At 52.3% G+C, this 13,870-nt stretch carries 21 protein-coding genes; 15 read left to right on the top strand and 6 right to left on the bottom strand.

The window, feature by feature from the left end; all coding sequences use genetic code 11:
• The first annotated feature begins 29 nt into the window (after positions 1 to 29).
• From rpmJ to V6940_RS09085, 9 genes are all read left to right on the top strand, one after another.
• A complete protein-coding gene (gene rpmJ, locus V6940_RS09045) occupies positions 30 to 146 on the top strand; it encodes a 50S ribosomal protein L36 (RefSeq protein ID WP_000868187.1) in 117 nt (38 codons plus the stop codon).
• 146 nt (positions 147 to 292) lie between these two features.
• Positions 293 to 649, top strand: coding sequence for a 30S ribosomal protein S13 (gene rpsM / locus V6940_RS09050; RefSeq protein ID WP_013364454.1), 357 nt, complete (start codon positions 293 to 295; stop codon positions 647 to 649).
• A 16-nt stretch (positions 650 to 665) separates the two neighbouring features.
• Complete coding sequence (gene rpsK, locus V6940_RS09055; protein WP_001029758.1) at positions 666 to 1,055, top strand: 30S ribosomal protein S11; 390 nt, start codon at positions 666 to 668, stop codon at positions 1,053 to 1,055.
• Between the two features lie 33 nt (positions 1,056 to 1,088).
• Positions 1,089 to 1,709 (top strand): 30S ribosomal protein S4, encoded by a 621-nt coding sequence (gene rpsD / locus V6940_RS09060; protein WP_035894991.1) that lies wholly within the window; start codon positions 1,089 to 1,091, stop codon positions 1,707 to 1,709.
• Between the two features lie 25 nt (positions 1,710 to 1,734).
• Positions 1,735 to 2,724, top strand: coding sequence for a DNA-directed RNA polymerase subunit alpha (locus V6940_RS09065; protein WP_002919219.1), 990 nt, complete (start codon positions 1,735 to 1,737; stop codon positions 2,722 to 2,724).
• 40 nt (positions 2,725 to 2,764) lie between these two features.
• On the top strand, positions 2,765 to 3,151 hold the full coding sequence (gene rplQ, locus V6940_RS09070) for a 50S ribosomal protein L17 (protein ID WP_035894993.1): 387 nt from the start codon (positions 2,765 to 2,767) through the stop codon (positions 3,149 to 3,151).
• Positions 3,152 to 3,260: 109 nt separating this feature from the next.
• Positions 3,261 to 3,629 (top strand): DUF1992 domain-containing protein, encoded by a 369-nt coding sequence (locus V6940_RS09075; protein ID WP_333495608.1) that lies wholly within the window; start codon positions 3,261 to 3,263, stop codon positions 3,627 to 3,629.
• A 2-nt stretch (positions 3,630 to 3,631) separates the two neighbouring features.
• On the top strand, positions 3,632 to 4,045 hold the full coding sequence (zntR, locus tag V6940_RS09080) for a Zn(2+)-responsive transcriptional regulator (protein ID WP_035894995.1): 414 nt from the start codon (positions 3,632 to 3,634) through the stop codon (positions 4,043 to 4,045).
• Positions 4,046 to 4,115: 70 nt separating this feature from the next.
• Positions 4,116 to 4,331, top strand: a complete 216-nt coding sequence (locus V6940_RS09085; protein ID WP_185668948.1) for an alternative ribosome-rescue factor A — start codon at positions 4,116 to 4,118, stop codon at positions 4,329 to 4,331.
• Here the strand turns inward: V6940_RS09085 and mscL are convergent, their stop codons facing one another.
• From mscL to def, 5 genes are all read right to left on the bottom strand, one after another.
• Positions 4,332 to 4,742 (bottom strand): large-conductance mechanosensitive channel protein MscL, encoded by a 411-nt coding sequence (gene mscL, locus V6940_RS09090; protein ID WP_185668947.1) that lies wholly within the window; start codon positions 4,740 to 4,742, stop codon positions 4,332 to 4,334.
• A gap of 148 nt (positions 4,743 to 4,890) precedes the next feature.
• Complete coding sequence (gene trkA / locus V6940_RS09095) at positions 4,891 to 6,267, bottom strand: Trk system potassium transporter TrkA (RefSeq protein WP_035895001.1); 1,377 nt, start codon at positions 6,265 to 6,267, stop codon at positions 4,891 to 4,893.
• Between the two features lie 21 nt (positions 6,268 to 6,288).
• On the bottom strand, positions 6,289 to 7,578 hold the full coding sequence (rsmB, locus tag V6940_RS09100; protein WP_333495609.1) for a 16S rRNA (cytosine(967)-C(5))-methyltransferase RsmB: 1,290 nt from the start codon (positions 7,576 to 7,578) through the stop codon (positions 6,289 to 6,291).
• A gap of 53 nt (positions 7,579 to 7,631) precedes the next feature.
• Entirely contained in the window at positions 7,632 to 8,579 is a 948-nt protein-coding gene (fmt, locus tag V6940_RS09105) for a methionyl-tRNA formyltransferase (RefSeq protein ID WP_333495610.1), read from the bottom strand.
• 14 nt (positions 8,580 to 8,593) lie between these two features.
• Positions 8,594 to 9,103: a peptide deformylase gene (gene def, locus V6940_RS09110; protein ID WP_333495611.1), complete on the bottom strand. Its 510-nt coding sequence runs from the start codon at positions 9,101 to 9,103 to the stop codon at positions 8,594 to 8,596.
• Between the two features lie 129 nt (positions 9,104 to 9,232).
• On the opposite strand from def, the gene dprA reads away from it, so the two are divergent.
• From dprA to V6940_RS09140, 6 genes are read left to right on the top strand one after another with little or no spacing between them, the layout of a single operon-like run.
• Positions 9,233 to 10,357, top strand: a complete 1,125-nt coding sequence (dprA, locus tag V6940_RS09115; RefSeq protein ID WP_333495612.1) for a DNA-protecting protein DprA — start codon at positions 9,233 to 9,235, stop codon at positions 10,355 to 10,357.
• Positions 10,329 to 10,802 (top strand): DUF494 family protein Smg, encoded by a 474-nt coding sequence (gene smg, locus V6940_RS09120; protein ID WP_123650834.1) that lies wholly within the window; start codon positions 10,329 to 10,331, stop codon positions 10,800 to 10,802. Before dprA ends, smg begins: the two co-directional genes overlap by 29 nt.
• A 26-nt stretch (positions 10,803 to 10,828) precedes the next feature.
• Positions 10,829 to 11,383 (top strand): DNA topoisomerase family protein, encoded by a 555-nt coding sequence (locus V6940_RS09125; RefSeq protein WP_185668942.1) that lies wholly within the window; start codon positions 10,829 to 10,831, stop codon positions 11,381 to 11,383.
• Complete coding sequence (gene tsaC / locus V6940_RS09130) at positions 11,376 to 11,948, top strand: L-threonylcarbamoyladenylate synthase type 1 TsaC (RefSeq protein ID WP_333495613.1); 573 nt, start codon at positions 11,376 to 11,378, stop codon at positions 11,946 to 11,948. The genes V6940_RS09125 and tsaC overlap by 8 nt, the downstream gene beginning before the upstream one ends.
• Positions 11,949 to 11,951: 3 nt before the next feature.
• A complete protein-coding gene (aroE, locus tag V6940_RS09135) occupies positions 11,952 to 12,770 on the top strand; it encodes a shikimate dehydrogenase (RefSeq protein WP_333495614.1) in 819 nt (272 codons plus the stop codon).
• The gene (locus V6940_RS09140; RefSeq protein ID WP_333495615.1) at positions 12,767 to 13,024 is read left to right on the top strand and encodes a DUF1488 domain-containing protein; all 258 of its coding nucleotides are present in this window, start codon (positions 12,767 to 12,769) and stop codon (positions 13,022 to 13,024) included. The genes aroE and V6940_RS09140 overlap by 4 nt, the downstream gene beginning before the upstream one ends.
• Here V6940_RS09140 and V6940_RS09145 read toward each other — a convergent pair.
• The gene (locus V6940_RS09145; RefSeq protein WP_333495616.1) at positions 13,000 to 13,554 is read right to left on the bottom strand and encodes a gamma carbonic anhydrase family protein; all 555 of its coding nucleotides are present in this window, start codon (positions 13,552 to 13,554) and stop codon (positions 13,000 to 13,002) included. The genes V6940_RS09140 and V6940_RS09145 overlap by 25 nt on opposite strands.
• Between the last annotated feature and the right edge of the window lie 316 nt (positions 13,555 to 13,870).

The raw sequence follows: 13,870 nt of genomic DNA on the forward strand, positions 1-13,870 counted from the left end.
GGTCGCCCGAGAAGTTACGGAGAGTAAAAATGAAAGTTCGTGCTTCCGTCAAGAAATTATGCCGTAACTGCAAAATCGTTAAGCGTGATGGTGTCATCCGTGTGATTTGCAGTGCCGAGCCGAAGCATAAACAGCGCCAAGGCTGATTTATTCGCATATTTTTCTTGCAAAGTTGGGTTGAGCTGGCTAGATTAGCCAGCCAATCTTTTGTATGTCTGTACGTTTCCATTTGAGTATCCTGAAAACGGGCTTTTCAGCATGGTGCGTACATATTAAATAGTAGGAGTGCATAGTGGCCCGTATAGCAGGCATTAACATTCCTGATCAGAAACATGCTGTGATCGCGTTAACTTCGATCTATGGCGTCGGCAAGACCCGTTCTAAAGCCATCCTGGCTGCTGCGGGTATCGCTGAAAATGTTAAGATCAGTGAGCTGTCTGAAGGACAAATCGACACGCTGCGTGACGAAGTTGCCAAATTTGTCGTTGAAGGTGATCTGCGCCGTGAAATTAGCATGAGCATCAAGCGCCTGATGGATCTTGGTTGCTATCGCGGTTTGCGTCATCGTCGTGGTCTCCCGGTTCGCGGCCAGCGTACCAAGACCAACGCACGTACCCGTAAGGGTCCGCGCAAACCGATCAAGAAATAATCGGGGTGATTGAATAATGGCAAAGGCACCAGTTCGTGCACGTAAGCGTGTAAGAAAACAAGTCTCTGATGGCGTGGCTCATATCCATGCTTCTTTTAACAACACCATCGTAACTATTACCGATCGTCAGGGTAATGCGCTGGGTTGGGCAACAGCCGGTGGTTCCGGTTTCCGTGGTTCGCGTAAATCCACTCCGTTTGCAGCTCAGGTTGCAGCAGAGCGTTGCGCTGACGCCGTTAAAGAATACGGCATCAAGAATCTGGAAGTTATGGTTAAAGGTCCGGGTCCAGGCCGCGAATCTACTATTCGTGCTCTGAACGCCGCTGGTTTCCGCATCACTAATATTACTGATGTGACTCCGATCCCTCATAACGGTTGTCGTCCGCCGAAGAAACGTCGCGTATAACGCTTCGTTTTCCAGGTTTGTTGGAGAAAGAAAATGGCAAGATATTTGGGTCCTAAGCTCAAGCTGAGCCGTCGTGAGGGCACCGACTTATTCCTTAAGTCTGGCGTTCGCGCGATCGATACCAAGTGTAAAATTGAACAAGCTCCTGGCCAGCACGGTGCGCGTAAACCGCGTCTGTCTGACTATGGTGTGCAGTTGCGTGAAAAGCAAAAAGTTCGTCGTACCTACGGCGTGCTGGAGCGTCAGTTCCGTAACTATTACAAAGAAGCAGCACGTCTGAAAGGCAACACCGGTGAAAACCTGTTGGCTCTGCTGGAAGGTCGTCTGGACAACGTAGTATACCGTATGGGCTTTGGCGCCACTCGTGCAGAAGCACGTCAGCTGGTTAGCCATAAAGCAATCATGGTAAACGGTCGTGTTGTTAACATCGCTTCTTATCAGGTTAAAGCGAATGACGTTGTTAGCATCCGTGAGAAAGCGAAAAAGCAATCTCGCGTTAAAGCCGCTCTGGAGCTGGCTGAACAGCGTGAAAAGCCAACCTGGCTGGAAGTTGATGCTGGCAAGATGGAAGGCACGTTCAAGCGTCAGCCTGAGCGTTCTGATCTGTCTGCGGACATTAACGAACACCTGATCGTCGAGCTTTACTCCAAGTAAAGCTTAGTACCAAAGAGAGGACACAATGCAGGGTTCTGTGACAGAGTTTCTAAAACCGCGCCTGGTAGATATCGAGCAAGTGAGTTCGACGCACGCCAAGGTGACCCTTGAGCCTTTAGAGCGTGGCTTTGGCCATACTCTGGGTAACGCACTGCGCCGTATTCTGCTCTCATCGATGCCGGGTTGCGCGGTGACCGAGGTTGAGATTGATGGTGTACTTCATGAGTACAGCACCAAAGAAGGCGTTCAGGAAGATATCCTTGAAATCCTGCTCAACCTGAAAGGGCTGGCGGTGAGAGTTCAGGGTAAAGATGAAGTTATTCTTACCTTGAATAAATCTGGCATTGGCCCTGTGACCGCAGCCGATATCACCCATGATGGTGATGTCGAAATCGTCAAGCCGCAGCACGTGATCTGCCACCTGACCGATGAGAACGCAGCTATCAGCATGCGTATCAAAGTTCAGCGCGGTCGCGGTTATGTGCCGGCTTCTGCCCGAATTCATTCGGAAGAAGATGAGCGCCCGATCGGCCGTCTGTTGGTCGACGCATGCTACAGCCCTGTAGAGCGTATTGCCTACAATGTTGAAGCAGCGCGTGTAGAACAGCGTACCGACCTGGACAAGCTGGTCATCGAAATGGAAACCAACGGCACAATCGATCCTGAAGAGGCGATTCGTCGTGCGGCAACCATCCTGGCAGAACAACTGGAAGCTTTCGTTGACTTACGTGATGTACGTCAGCCGGAAGTGAAAGAAGAGAAACCAGAATTCGATCCGATCCTGCTGCGCCCTGTTGACGATCTGGAATTGACTGTCCGCTCTGCTAACTGCCTCAAGGCAGAAGCTATCCACTATATCGGTGATCTGGTACAGCGTACCGAGGTTGAGCTTCTTAAGACGCCTAACCTGGGTAAAAAATCTCTTACCGAGATTAAAGACGTGCTGGCCTCACGTGGTCTTTCTCTGGGCATGCGCCTGGAAAATTGGCCGCCGGCAAGCATTGCTGACGAGTAACCGGATCACAGGTTAAGGTTTTACTGAGAAGGATAAGGTCATGCGCCATCGTAAGAGTGGTCGTCAACTGAACCGCAACAGCAGCCATCGCCAGGCTATGTTCCGCAACATGGCAGGTTCACTGGTTCGTCATGAAATCATCAAGACGACCCTGCCTAAAGCGAAAGAACTGCGTCGCGTAGTTGAGCCGCTGATTACTCTTGCCAAGACTGATAGCGTTGCTAATCGTCGTCTGGCATTCGCCCGTACTCGTGATAACGAGATCGTGGCAAAACTGTTTAACGAACTGGGCCCGCGTTTCGCGAGCCGTACCGGTGGTTACACTCGCATTCTGAAGTGTGGCTTCCGTGCAGGCGACAACGCGCCGATGGCTTACATCGAGCTGGTTGATCGTTCAGAATCGAAAGCAGAAGCAGCTGCAGAGTAATCTGTAGTAAAGTAAAAAAACCCGCCTCGGCGGGTTTTTTTATATCCCCGTTACCCCCACCCTTCTACAATAGTCGTATCTTTTCTGTTCATTTCTCCGGAGTAGGTGCATGTGGTTACTGGATCAATGGGCCGAACGCCATATTACCGACGCGCAGCGCAAAGGTGAGTTTGATAACCTGCCAGGTCAGGGTGAACCACTGGTGCTTGATGATGATTCCGCCGTACCCGAAGCGTTGCGTTCTGGCTATCGGTTGTTGAAGAACGCAGGGTGTTTGCCTCCAGAACTTGAGCAGCGTAAGCAGGCCGTTGAGTTAGCCGATTTGCTGAAAGGCATTCGTCGGGAAGATGCGCGCTATCAGGAGTTGAGCCGTCGGCTAGCGTTGATGGAGATGAAGTTGCAGCAGGCAGGGCTAAGTACTGATTTTCTGCGCGGTGATTATGCCGATAAGCTGATGAATAAAATTAACGAGGAGTAGCTATGTACCGCATTGGCGAACTGTCAAAGCTTGCCGGCGTGACGCCGGATACCGTGCGCTATTATGAAAAACAGCAGATGATGAGCCATGATATTCGCACTGAAGGTGGCTTTCGCCTTTATACTGCGGACGATCTTCAGCGCCTGAAGTTTATTCGCTATGCCAGACAACTGGGGTTCACCCTTGAGTCGATCCGTGAATTACTCTCGATCCGTGTGGATCCAGCTCATCACACCTGCCAGGAATCAAAAGGGATCGTGCAGGCTCGTTTGAGCGAAGTGGAGTCACGAATCGAAGAACTGCAGGCGATGCAACGCGCGCTGAAACAGCTTAATGACGCCTGCTGCGGGACTGCGCATAGCAGTCAGCACTGCTCTATCCTCGGGATTCTGGAAGAGGGAGCGGGTGCATCGTAAAATGCGAGTTGAGTGTTTGCATAATTAGATCTACACTCGCCGCGTAATAAACACACAATCAGGAGATGTTATGAGCCGCTATCAGCATACGAAGGGGCAGATTAAAGATAATGCCATCGAAGCCCTATTACATGACCCGTTGTTTCGTCAGCGCGTAGAGAAAAATAAGAAAGGGAAAGGCAGCTATCTGCGGAAAGAAAAACACGGTAAGGGGTACGGGCGGGAGGCCAGTGGCAAACAAGCGATGCGCTTTTTTACCACTGGCTTTCTGCTTTCTGCGGCCTGATTAAGAACGGTTGTTCTGTTCTTTCAGCAGGTCACGAATTTCAGACAGCAGCACTTCTTCTTTGGTTGGTGCAGGAGCAGCAGCTGGCTCCTCTTTCTTACGGTTAAGCTTGTTGATCAGTTTTATCGCCATAAAGATGGCGAAGGCAACAATCACAAAATCGAAGATGTTCTGGATGAACACACCGTAGTGCATGACGACTGCCGGTACATCACCTTGTGCGTCGCGCAGCGTTACCGCGAACTGTTTGAAATCAATCCCACCAATGAGTAGCCCCAGCGGCGGCATGATGATGTCCGCAACTAATGACGATACAATCTTGCCAAACGCTGCACCAATAATGACACCCACTGCCAAATCGACAACATTTCCTCGCATCGCGAATTCGCGAAACTCTTTAATAATGCTCATTTTATTCTCCCTTGTGCTAGCTGACGTTTATAAGTTTAACAAATGTTTATCTATTTTCCATTGGTGATAATAAATATGGCAGTATTAATTAACCCTTAAATAATAGCGGGTTAATAAAAAAGGCGCTCTATTGAGCGCCTTTGGGAAATTAAAGGAAGAAGGGACTTGGCTGGAACAGGCGTTCCACGTCCGAAATATATTTTTTATCGGTCAGGAACATAATCACGTGGTCGCCTTGCTCAATACGTAAATTGTCATTAGCAATCATCACGTCATTTCCGCGTACCACCGCACCAATAATAGTACCCGGCGGCAGTTTAATTTCATCGATGACGCGGCCCACAACGCGTGAAGTACTTTCATCACCGTGCGCGACGGCCTCGATGGCTTCGGCAACGCCGCGGCGCAGAGACGAGACGCCCACAATATCCGCTTTACGCACGTGGCTCAGCAGCGCGGAGATCGTTGCCTGCTGCGGGGAGATCGCGATATCGATAACGCTCCCCTGCACCAGATCAACATAGGCTTTGCGTTGAATCAGCACCATCACTTTCTTGGCGCCCATTCGCTTGGCCAGCATCGCTGACATGATATTGGCTTCATCATCGTTGGTGACGGCGATAAAGAGATCAACCTGATCGATATGCTCTTCCGCCAGCAGTTCTTGATCCGATGCATCGCCAAAGAAAACGATCGTATTCTGCAGCTTTTCAGCAAGCTCTGCCGCACGCTGTTGATTACGTTCAATCAACTTCACGCTGTAGTCTTTTTCCAGCTGACGCGCCAGGCCTGCACCGATGTTCCCGCCGCCGACCAGCATAATGCGCTTGTACGGTTTCTCCAGACGCTGAAGCTCGCTCATTACCGCTCGAATATGCTGCGATGCGGCAATAAAGAAGACTTCATCCCCAGCCTCAACGATAGTTGAGCCCTGCGGACGAATAGGTCGGTCGTGACGGAAAATAGCAGCTACGCGGGTATCGATATGCGGCATATGTTCCCGCATAGTCGAGAGCGCATTACCCACCAGAGGCCCGCCGTAGTAGGCTTTAACGACTGCAAGACTCACTTTACCTTCGGCAAAGTTCACCACCTGCAGCGCGCCTGGGTACTCAATCAGGCGGTAGATGTTATCGATAACCAGCTGTTCTGGTGCAATCAGGTGATCGATAGGTACGGCATCGCTGTGGAACAGTTTCTCCGCATCGCGTACGTAGTCCGGGGAACGGATACGGGCGATACGATTTGGCGTGTTGAACAGCGAGTAGGCCACCTGGCAGGCAACCATGTTGGTTTCATCTGAACTGGTCACCGCGACGAGCATGTCGGCATCATCGGCACCCGCTTCGCGCAGTACCCGGGGATGAGAAGCGTGACCCTGGACAACGCGCAGGTCGAATTTGTCCTGCAGGCTGCGCAGACGCTCGCCGTTAGTATCGACAATTGTGATGTCGTTATTTTCCCCGACCAGGTTTTCCGCCAGCGTGCCGCCAACCTGCCCGGCACCCAGAATGATAATTTTCATCAGTTGCGACCCGTTATCTCATCACTTCTTGATTAGCTTAGCGTAGAAGAAACCATCGCCTTCTTCTGCACCCGGTAAATTCTGTTGGCCCGGCTTTTCAGGCGTTCCCGTTTCGCTGAGCACGGCATCCGGTGTACGGGCCAGGAACGCGGCAATCTGCTGCTGGTTCTCTTCTGGCAGGATAGAACAGGTTGCATAAACTAACGTACCGCCCGGCTTCAGGTGAGCCCAGGTAGCGTTCAGAATTTCAGCCTGTAGCTGAGCCAGTTCTGGGATATCGCGGTCGCGGCGCAGCCACTTGATGTCCGGGTGGCGACGAATAACCCCGGTGGCGGAGCATGGTGCATCCAGCAGGATGCGGTCGAACAACTGCTCGCCGCACCACTGCTCTGGATAACGGCCATCACCTTGCTTAACGGTCGCCTTCATGCCAAGACGCTTAAGATTGTCGTAAACACGTGACAGACGTTTTCCATCAACATCAACAGCCAGCACGTCAGCCTGCGGTGCGACTTCCAGAATATGCGTGGTTTTCCCCCCTGGCGCGCAGCACAGATCGAGGATCTGCTCACCGTTTTCCGGCTGCAGATAACGCATGCAACCCTGAGCGGATGCATCCTGTACGGTAACCCAACCCTGCTCGAAGCCTGGCAACGCTAATACCGACGCCGGTGTTTCCAGACGCACGGCATCTGGATAATCCGGGTGCGGGAAACCGATCATGCCGGCTTCCGTCAGTAAATCTAACCAGGCATCGCGGGTATGGTGATTACGGTTGACGCGTAGCCACATTGGCGGACGTTGGTTATTGGCCTCAAGAATGGCTTCCCACTGCTGCGGATAGGCATTCTTGATGCGTTTCACCAGCCATGACGGGTGCAGAAAACGCAGTTCGCTTTGGGAGAATTCAGACAGCAGCTCTTCCTGACGACGTTGAAACTGGCGTAATACGCCGTTGATGAGCCCTTTGAGCTGCGGACGCTTGATGACCACGGCACCTTCAACGGTTTCGGCCAGTGCAGCGTGCGGGGGAATACGGGTATGCAGCAGCTGATAAAAGCCAACCATAATGAGATAGTGAACGGTGCGCTGTTTGCCCGTCATCGGGCGCTCCATCAGCTGTTGGATCATCCATTCCAACTGAGAGAGAGTGCGCAGCACGCCGAAGCACAGCTCTTGCAATAGTGCTTTATCTTTATCGGCCACTTTTTGCTGCAATGCAGGCAGCACATTGCTTAACGACTGGCCTTTTTCAACGACCTGTTCCACGGCCTGCGCCGCCATACTGCGTAAATTAAGATGTTTTTTCATAACCGCAAAAATAAAAATGCCCGGAGACTCCGGGCTTTAAAAGGTATGAACCGTCAAAGCAGACGGTTACCGGGAATGAACCACTCCCGACGTGAATTCAGCAGATCCTGTGCGCTCATCGCCTTCTTACCCGCTGGCTGCAGCGAAATAAGGTTGAGGATGCCGTCACCGGTTGCGACCTGAATCCCCTGGCGAGTCGCTTCAAGGATGGTCCCTGGTTCGGCACCGGCAGGTTTATCAATCACCGTTGCCTGCCAGATTTTTACCGGCTGCTCATCAATGACGATGTAGCTCATCGGCCATGGGTTGAAGGCGCGGATGCAGCGCTCAAGCTGTGCTGCGCTGAGCGTCCAGTCAACCAGCGCTTCTTCTTTGCTGAGCTTTTCAGCGTAGCTGACCAATGCTTCATCCTGGACTTCAGGCTTAGCAGTGCCGGTCGCCAGCAGATGCAGCGTATGCAGCAGTCCCTGTGGGCCCAGTTCGGCCAGTTTGTCGTAGAGGCTAGCGCTGGTATCTTCAGCGGTAATTGGGCAGGAGAGCTTATGTAGCATATCGCCCGTATCCAGACCTACGTCCATCTGCATGATGGTGACGCCGGTTTCGCTATCACCCGCCCACAGCGAACGCTGAATTGGCGCGGCACCGCGCCAGCGCGGCAGTAAGGAACCGTGAACGTTGATGCAGCCGAGGCGTGGCATAGCCAGCACGGCTTTCGGCAGGATAAGCCCATAAGCGACCACGACCATCACGTCAGCCTGCAGGTCAGCGACCAGCTTCTGGTTTTCTTCAGGGCGCAGTGAGACAGGCTGGAAGACCGGAATACTTTTCTCTTCCGCCAGCACTTTGACCGGGCTTGGCATCAGTTTCTTACCGCGACCGGCAGGGCGGTCTGGTTGGGTAAATACGCCAACGACCTGGTGCTCAGACGACAACAGCGCGTCAAGATGACGCGCTGCAAAGTCAGGGGTACCCGCAAAAATAATACGTAGTGAATCTGACACGTTAATCCTTATCCTTAGGCACGCGCGTTCAGGCGATCCAGTTTCTCAACTTTCTGACGAATACGTTGCTGTTTTAACGGAGAAAGATAATCGATAAACAGTTTACCGACTAAGTGGTCCATCTCATGCTGAATACAGATAGCCAGCAGACCATCGGCTTCAAGCTCGAACGGGTTACCGTTACGATCGAGAGCGCGGATTTTCACGCGTTCAGCGCGAGGAACCAGCGCGCGCTGCTCAGGAATGGACAGGCAACCTTCTTCAATGCCAGTGTCACCGTCTTTTTCCAACAACTCAGGGTTGATCAGCACCAGCTGCTCGGCGCGATCCTCTGACACATCGATAACGATAATGCGTTGATGAATATCGACCTGCGTTGCCGCTAGACCAATACCTTCCTCGGCGTACATTGTCTCGAACATATCGTCGACAATTCGCTGAATTTCTTCATTCACTTCTTTTACCGGGGCGGCGACTTTGCGAAGACGCTCGTCCGGGATATGTAATACTTGCAAAACTGCCATAAATATCCAGAGTTCTGTTCAGGAGTAGGAAAGATTATTAGCTCTATTCTAGACAAAACCCCCTCTAATTGACAGCATCAGTGACCAATCGCAAGGATTGCTGATGCCGCATGTGGCAAGGGGGAAAGGATGTCGCCAGAAGATATAGCTTTCCGGCTGGTGAAGGTAAATGATTTGTATGGCGATGAGATGCTGCATGCGCTTTGCACGCTTCGCCGGGAAAGCAATATCACTCGCCAGACGCTCTTTGCGTTAGGCTTTAGCGTTAAGCAGGCCGAACGATTTTTCGCGCTAACGCAGGCCGAGATAGAGGCTAATCAGCGCTGGCTGAACATGCCGGGCAACCACCTCTTACTTGCCGACTCTCCTGACTACCCTGAGCCGCTTCGTGCTATCCGCGATTATCCCGCCGTGCTGTGCGTGCGCGGCAACCTCACATTATTACGTTCTCCACAGCTTGCGGTCGTCGGTAGCCGACATCATTCACACTACGGCGAGCGGTGGGGACGATGCTTTTGTGAGGCGTTGGCGCGGAAGGGAGTGACTATCACCAGCGGTCTGGCATTGGGTATTGATGGTGTGGCGCATCGTAGTGCCTTGCAGGTGGAGGGAAACACCATCGCCATTCTGGGCAGCGGCCTGGATCATATTTATCCCCATCGACACCGAGCGCTAGCTGAGCAGATTGTTGAACATGGCGGTACGCTGGTTTCCGAGTTTCCGCTAAGTGCCGAGCCTGTACCGTATCACTTCCCCCGGCGTAACCGCATTATCAGCGGTCTGAGTCGTGGCGTCCTGGTGGTGGAAGCCGCGCTACGTAGCGGCTCGTTAGTGACAGCGAGGTGCGCGCTCGAGCAAGGGCGAGAGGTGTTTGCGATTCCTGGCCCTCTCGGAAATCCAGGTATGGAAGGGCCGCACTGGCTTATCCAGCAGGGAGCGATGATGGTGACGGAACCTGAGGATATTCTGGCGCTTTTTCCTGGATTAAACAGACATTTGTCCGAACCGCCCGAAATGACAAATAATTGTGCAGATAAGGAATGTGTAGCATTGCCATTTCCTGAGCTCCTGGCTAACGTAGGAGATGAGGTAACACCTGTTGACGTCGTCGCTGAACGTGCCGGCCAACCTGTGCCAGTGACCGTGGCTCAGCTACTTGAACTGGAGTTAGCAGGGTGGATCGCAGCTGTACCCGGCGGCTATGTCCGATTAAGGAGGGCAGGCCATGTTCGACGTACTAATGTATTTGTTTGAGACCTACATCCATACAGAAACAGACATGCGCGTGGATCAGGACAAACTGACTCGGGATCTTACCGATGCAGGGTTCGAACGTGAAGATATCTTCAACGCGCTTATATGGCTGGAAAAGCTCGCCGACTATCAGGAAGGCCTCGTAGAACCGATGCAACTTGCGTCCGACCCTCTCTCCGTGCGTATTTTTACCGAGGAAGAGAGTCAACGACTGGATGCCAGCTGCCGGGGGTTCCTGTTATTCCTTGAGCAGATTCAGGTGCTGAACCTCGAAACGCGGGAAATGGTGATTGAACGCGTTATGGCGTTGGATACCGCAGAGTTTGAGCTGGAAGAGCTGAAGTGGGTCATTTTAATGGTTCTGTTCAACCTTCCTGGCTGCGAAAACGCTTATCAACAAATGGAAGAATTACTCTTCGAGACGAATGAAGGTATGCTGCATTAATTCATTTTGTGGCATCAAGAGTTGTTATGGCCAAATCTGCACTGTTTTCAGTGTCTAAAAACGAGCCCTGCCCGCAGTGCGGGGCTGAACTGGTTATACGGTCCGGTAAACACGGGCCGTTTCTGGGCTGTTCCCATTATCCGGAATGCGATTACGTTCGTCCCCTGAAAAGCCAGGCGGACGGACATATCGTTAAAATTCTGGAGGGGCAGTCGTGTCCAGAGTGTGGTGCCGTACTGGTGTTGCGCCAGGGGCGCTTTGGCATGTTCATTGGATGCAGCCAGTATCCTGAATGTGAACACACTGAGGTTATTGATAAACCAGATGAAACGGCAATCGTCTGTCCCGCGTGTCAGCAAGGGCACCTGGTGCAGCGCCGTTCTCGCTTTGGTAAAAACTTCCATTCCTGCGATCGCTATCCGGAATGCCAGTTCGTCATTAACTTCACTCCGGTAGCGGGGGAGTGCCCCGAGTGCCATTACCCGCTGCTTATCGAAAAGAAAACGGCGCAGGGCGTAAAACGCTTTTGTGCCAGCAAACAATGTGGAAAGCCGGTACCGGCGAAACAAATCAGTGAATAAAAACCTGCCATCAGAGGCCGTACAGCGTGCGGTTGTCGCTCTGAACAATAAAGAAGTCATCGCTTATCCAACCGAAGCCGTATTTGGCGTTGGTTGCGATCCCGACAGTGAAGAAGCCGTCATGAACCTGCTGGCGCTGAAACAGCGCCCGGTAGAGAAAGGATTAATCCTGATTGCCGCAAGCTTCGAACAGCTTAAACCTTATATTGACGACAGCATGCTGACCGAAGCGCAACGCGCCACCGTGTTTGCACGTTGGCCGGGCCCGGTGACTTTCGTCTTCCCAGCGAAATCAACCACGCCAGGCTGGTTAACCGGTCGTTTTAGTTCGTTGGCCGTTCGTGTTACGGATCACCCAGTAGTGATTGCACTCTGTGAGGCCTACGGTAAACCGTTGGTTTCTACCAGCGCAAACCTGACCGGTCTGCCGCCGTGTCGGACAACCGCCGAAGTGCTTGCGCAGTTTGGTGATGATTTCCCGGTGGTTGATGCGCCGACTGGGGGGCGACTGAATCCATCTGAAATTCTTGATGCCCTGACGGGCGAACGTTTTCGCCAGGGGTAAACCGTGGAAAGCTACGTTGTTTTTGGTAACCCGATTGCGCACAGCAAATCGCCGTTCATTCATCAGCAGTTTGCCGAACAGTTGAGTATCGCCCACCCCTATGGGCGTATGCTGGCGCCGCTGGATGGTTTCGTCGATACGCTTAACGCCTTCTTCCAGCAGGGCGGAAAAGGGGCCAATGTCACGGTGCCCTTTAAAGAAGAGGCATTTGCCCGGGCAGATGAACTGACGGAACGCGCTGCGCTGGCAGGGGCGGTCAACACGCTTAAACGTCTTGATGATGGGCGAATTCTCGGTGATAACACCGATGGTATTGGCTTGCTGAGCGATCTGGAACGCCTGGGGCTGATTAAACCTGGCTATCGTGTGTTGCTGATTGGCGCGGGCGGCGCAGCTCGTGGTGTGCTGCTGCCTTTACTCTCTCTGGATTGTAACGTGACGCTGACCAACCGTACGCATGCTCGTGCCCAGACATTAGCGGAATTGTTCCGCCATACTGGAAGCGTCAACGCCATCCCAATGTCCGAGCTTTCCGGACATGAATTCGATCTCATCATTAATGCAACCTCCAGCGGTATTGCCGGAGAAACGCCGCCGATCCCTGAGTCGCTGATTAACCATCATGTTTGCTGCTATGACATGTTCTATCAGAAAGGTGATACCGCATTTCTCGCATGGTGTGCCGAGCACGGCGCCAAACGCTATGCTGATGGGCTTGGTATGCTGGTGGGCCAGGCTGCTCATGCGGTATTACTGTGGCACGGGATTCTGCCAGATGTCGAACCGGTGATTGCATCGCTAAAACGTGAGCTGGGTGTATGAACCAGGCGATCCAGTTCCCCGAACGTGAAGAGTGGCGTGAGGACGTGGAGGCGGTATGTTTCCCAGCGCTGGTGAATGGTATGCAGTTAACGTGCGCGCTCAGGGCTGAGGTCATGGCGCGCCGGTTTGGTGGCGAGACGCCCCAGCAGTGGCTCTCGCTGTTTTGCGAAAATCGCTGGGATCTGGAAGAGGAAGCCAGCGATCTAATTCGTGAGCAGCAGGAGGATAATCAGGGTTGGGTTTGGTTGTCCTGATTCAGATAGTCGTTTTTCCACTTCACATAGTTATTGGCCGAATAGCGTAACCCTTCCAGTTCGGCCTCTTTCAACGTACGAATCTGTTTCACCGGACTGCCAAGATAAAGATAACCACTTTCCAGACGCTTATGCTGTGGAACCAGGCTCCCGGCACCAATCATTACATCATCTTCTACGACCACACCGTCCAGTAATATAGAACCCATTCCGACCAGTACGCGATTGCCTATGGTGCAGCCGTGCAGCATGACCTTATGCCCGACCGTCACATCCTCACCGACGATCAGCGGATTGCCTTCTGGGTTTTTCGTCGATTTGTGTGTGACGTGAAGGACGCTGCCATCCTGGATATTGCTGCGGGCGCCAATCTGAATGTAGTTAACGTCACCGCGTGCAGCCACCAGTGGCCAGATGCTGACATCATCGGCCAGACGAACGTCGCCAACGATCACGCTGGAGTTGTCGATCATCACGCGATCGCCGATGACGGGGAATAAATCTTTATAGCGGCGTAAAACGGCAGACATGTTTACCTCTTTAAAACGGTGTCATGGTGAGATTTCTTCCCATTATCGGCCCAATTTGGTTGTTTCTCATCTCAAAAATTAAGCAAATTGCACACTTACGACGCAAAAAGCGTGAAAAAACGACACTTAGAAAAAAAAGTGAGAAAAGGGGTTGTGTGAAAAACAAAGTTCCCTATAATGCGCACCCACTGAGACGGCAAACGTGAATCACTTCACACTAACTAGCCGGTTCGGTTGAAGAGAAAAACCTGAAAATGAGGGTTGACTCTGAAAGAGGAAAGCGTAATATACGCCACCTCGCAACAGTGAGCGAAAG

Source organism: Kluyvera sp. CHPC 1.251, from assembly GCF_036759945.1.
GTDB classification, from domain to species: Bacteria; Pseudomonadota; Gammaproteobacteria; order Enterobacterales; family Enterobacteriaceae; genus Kluyvera; species Kluyvera sichuanensis.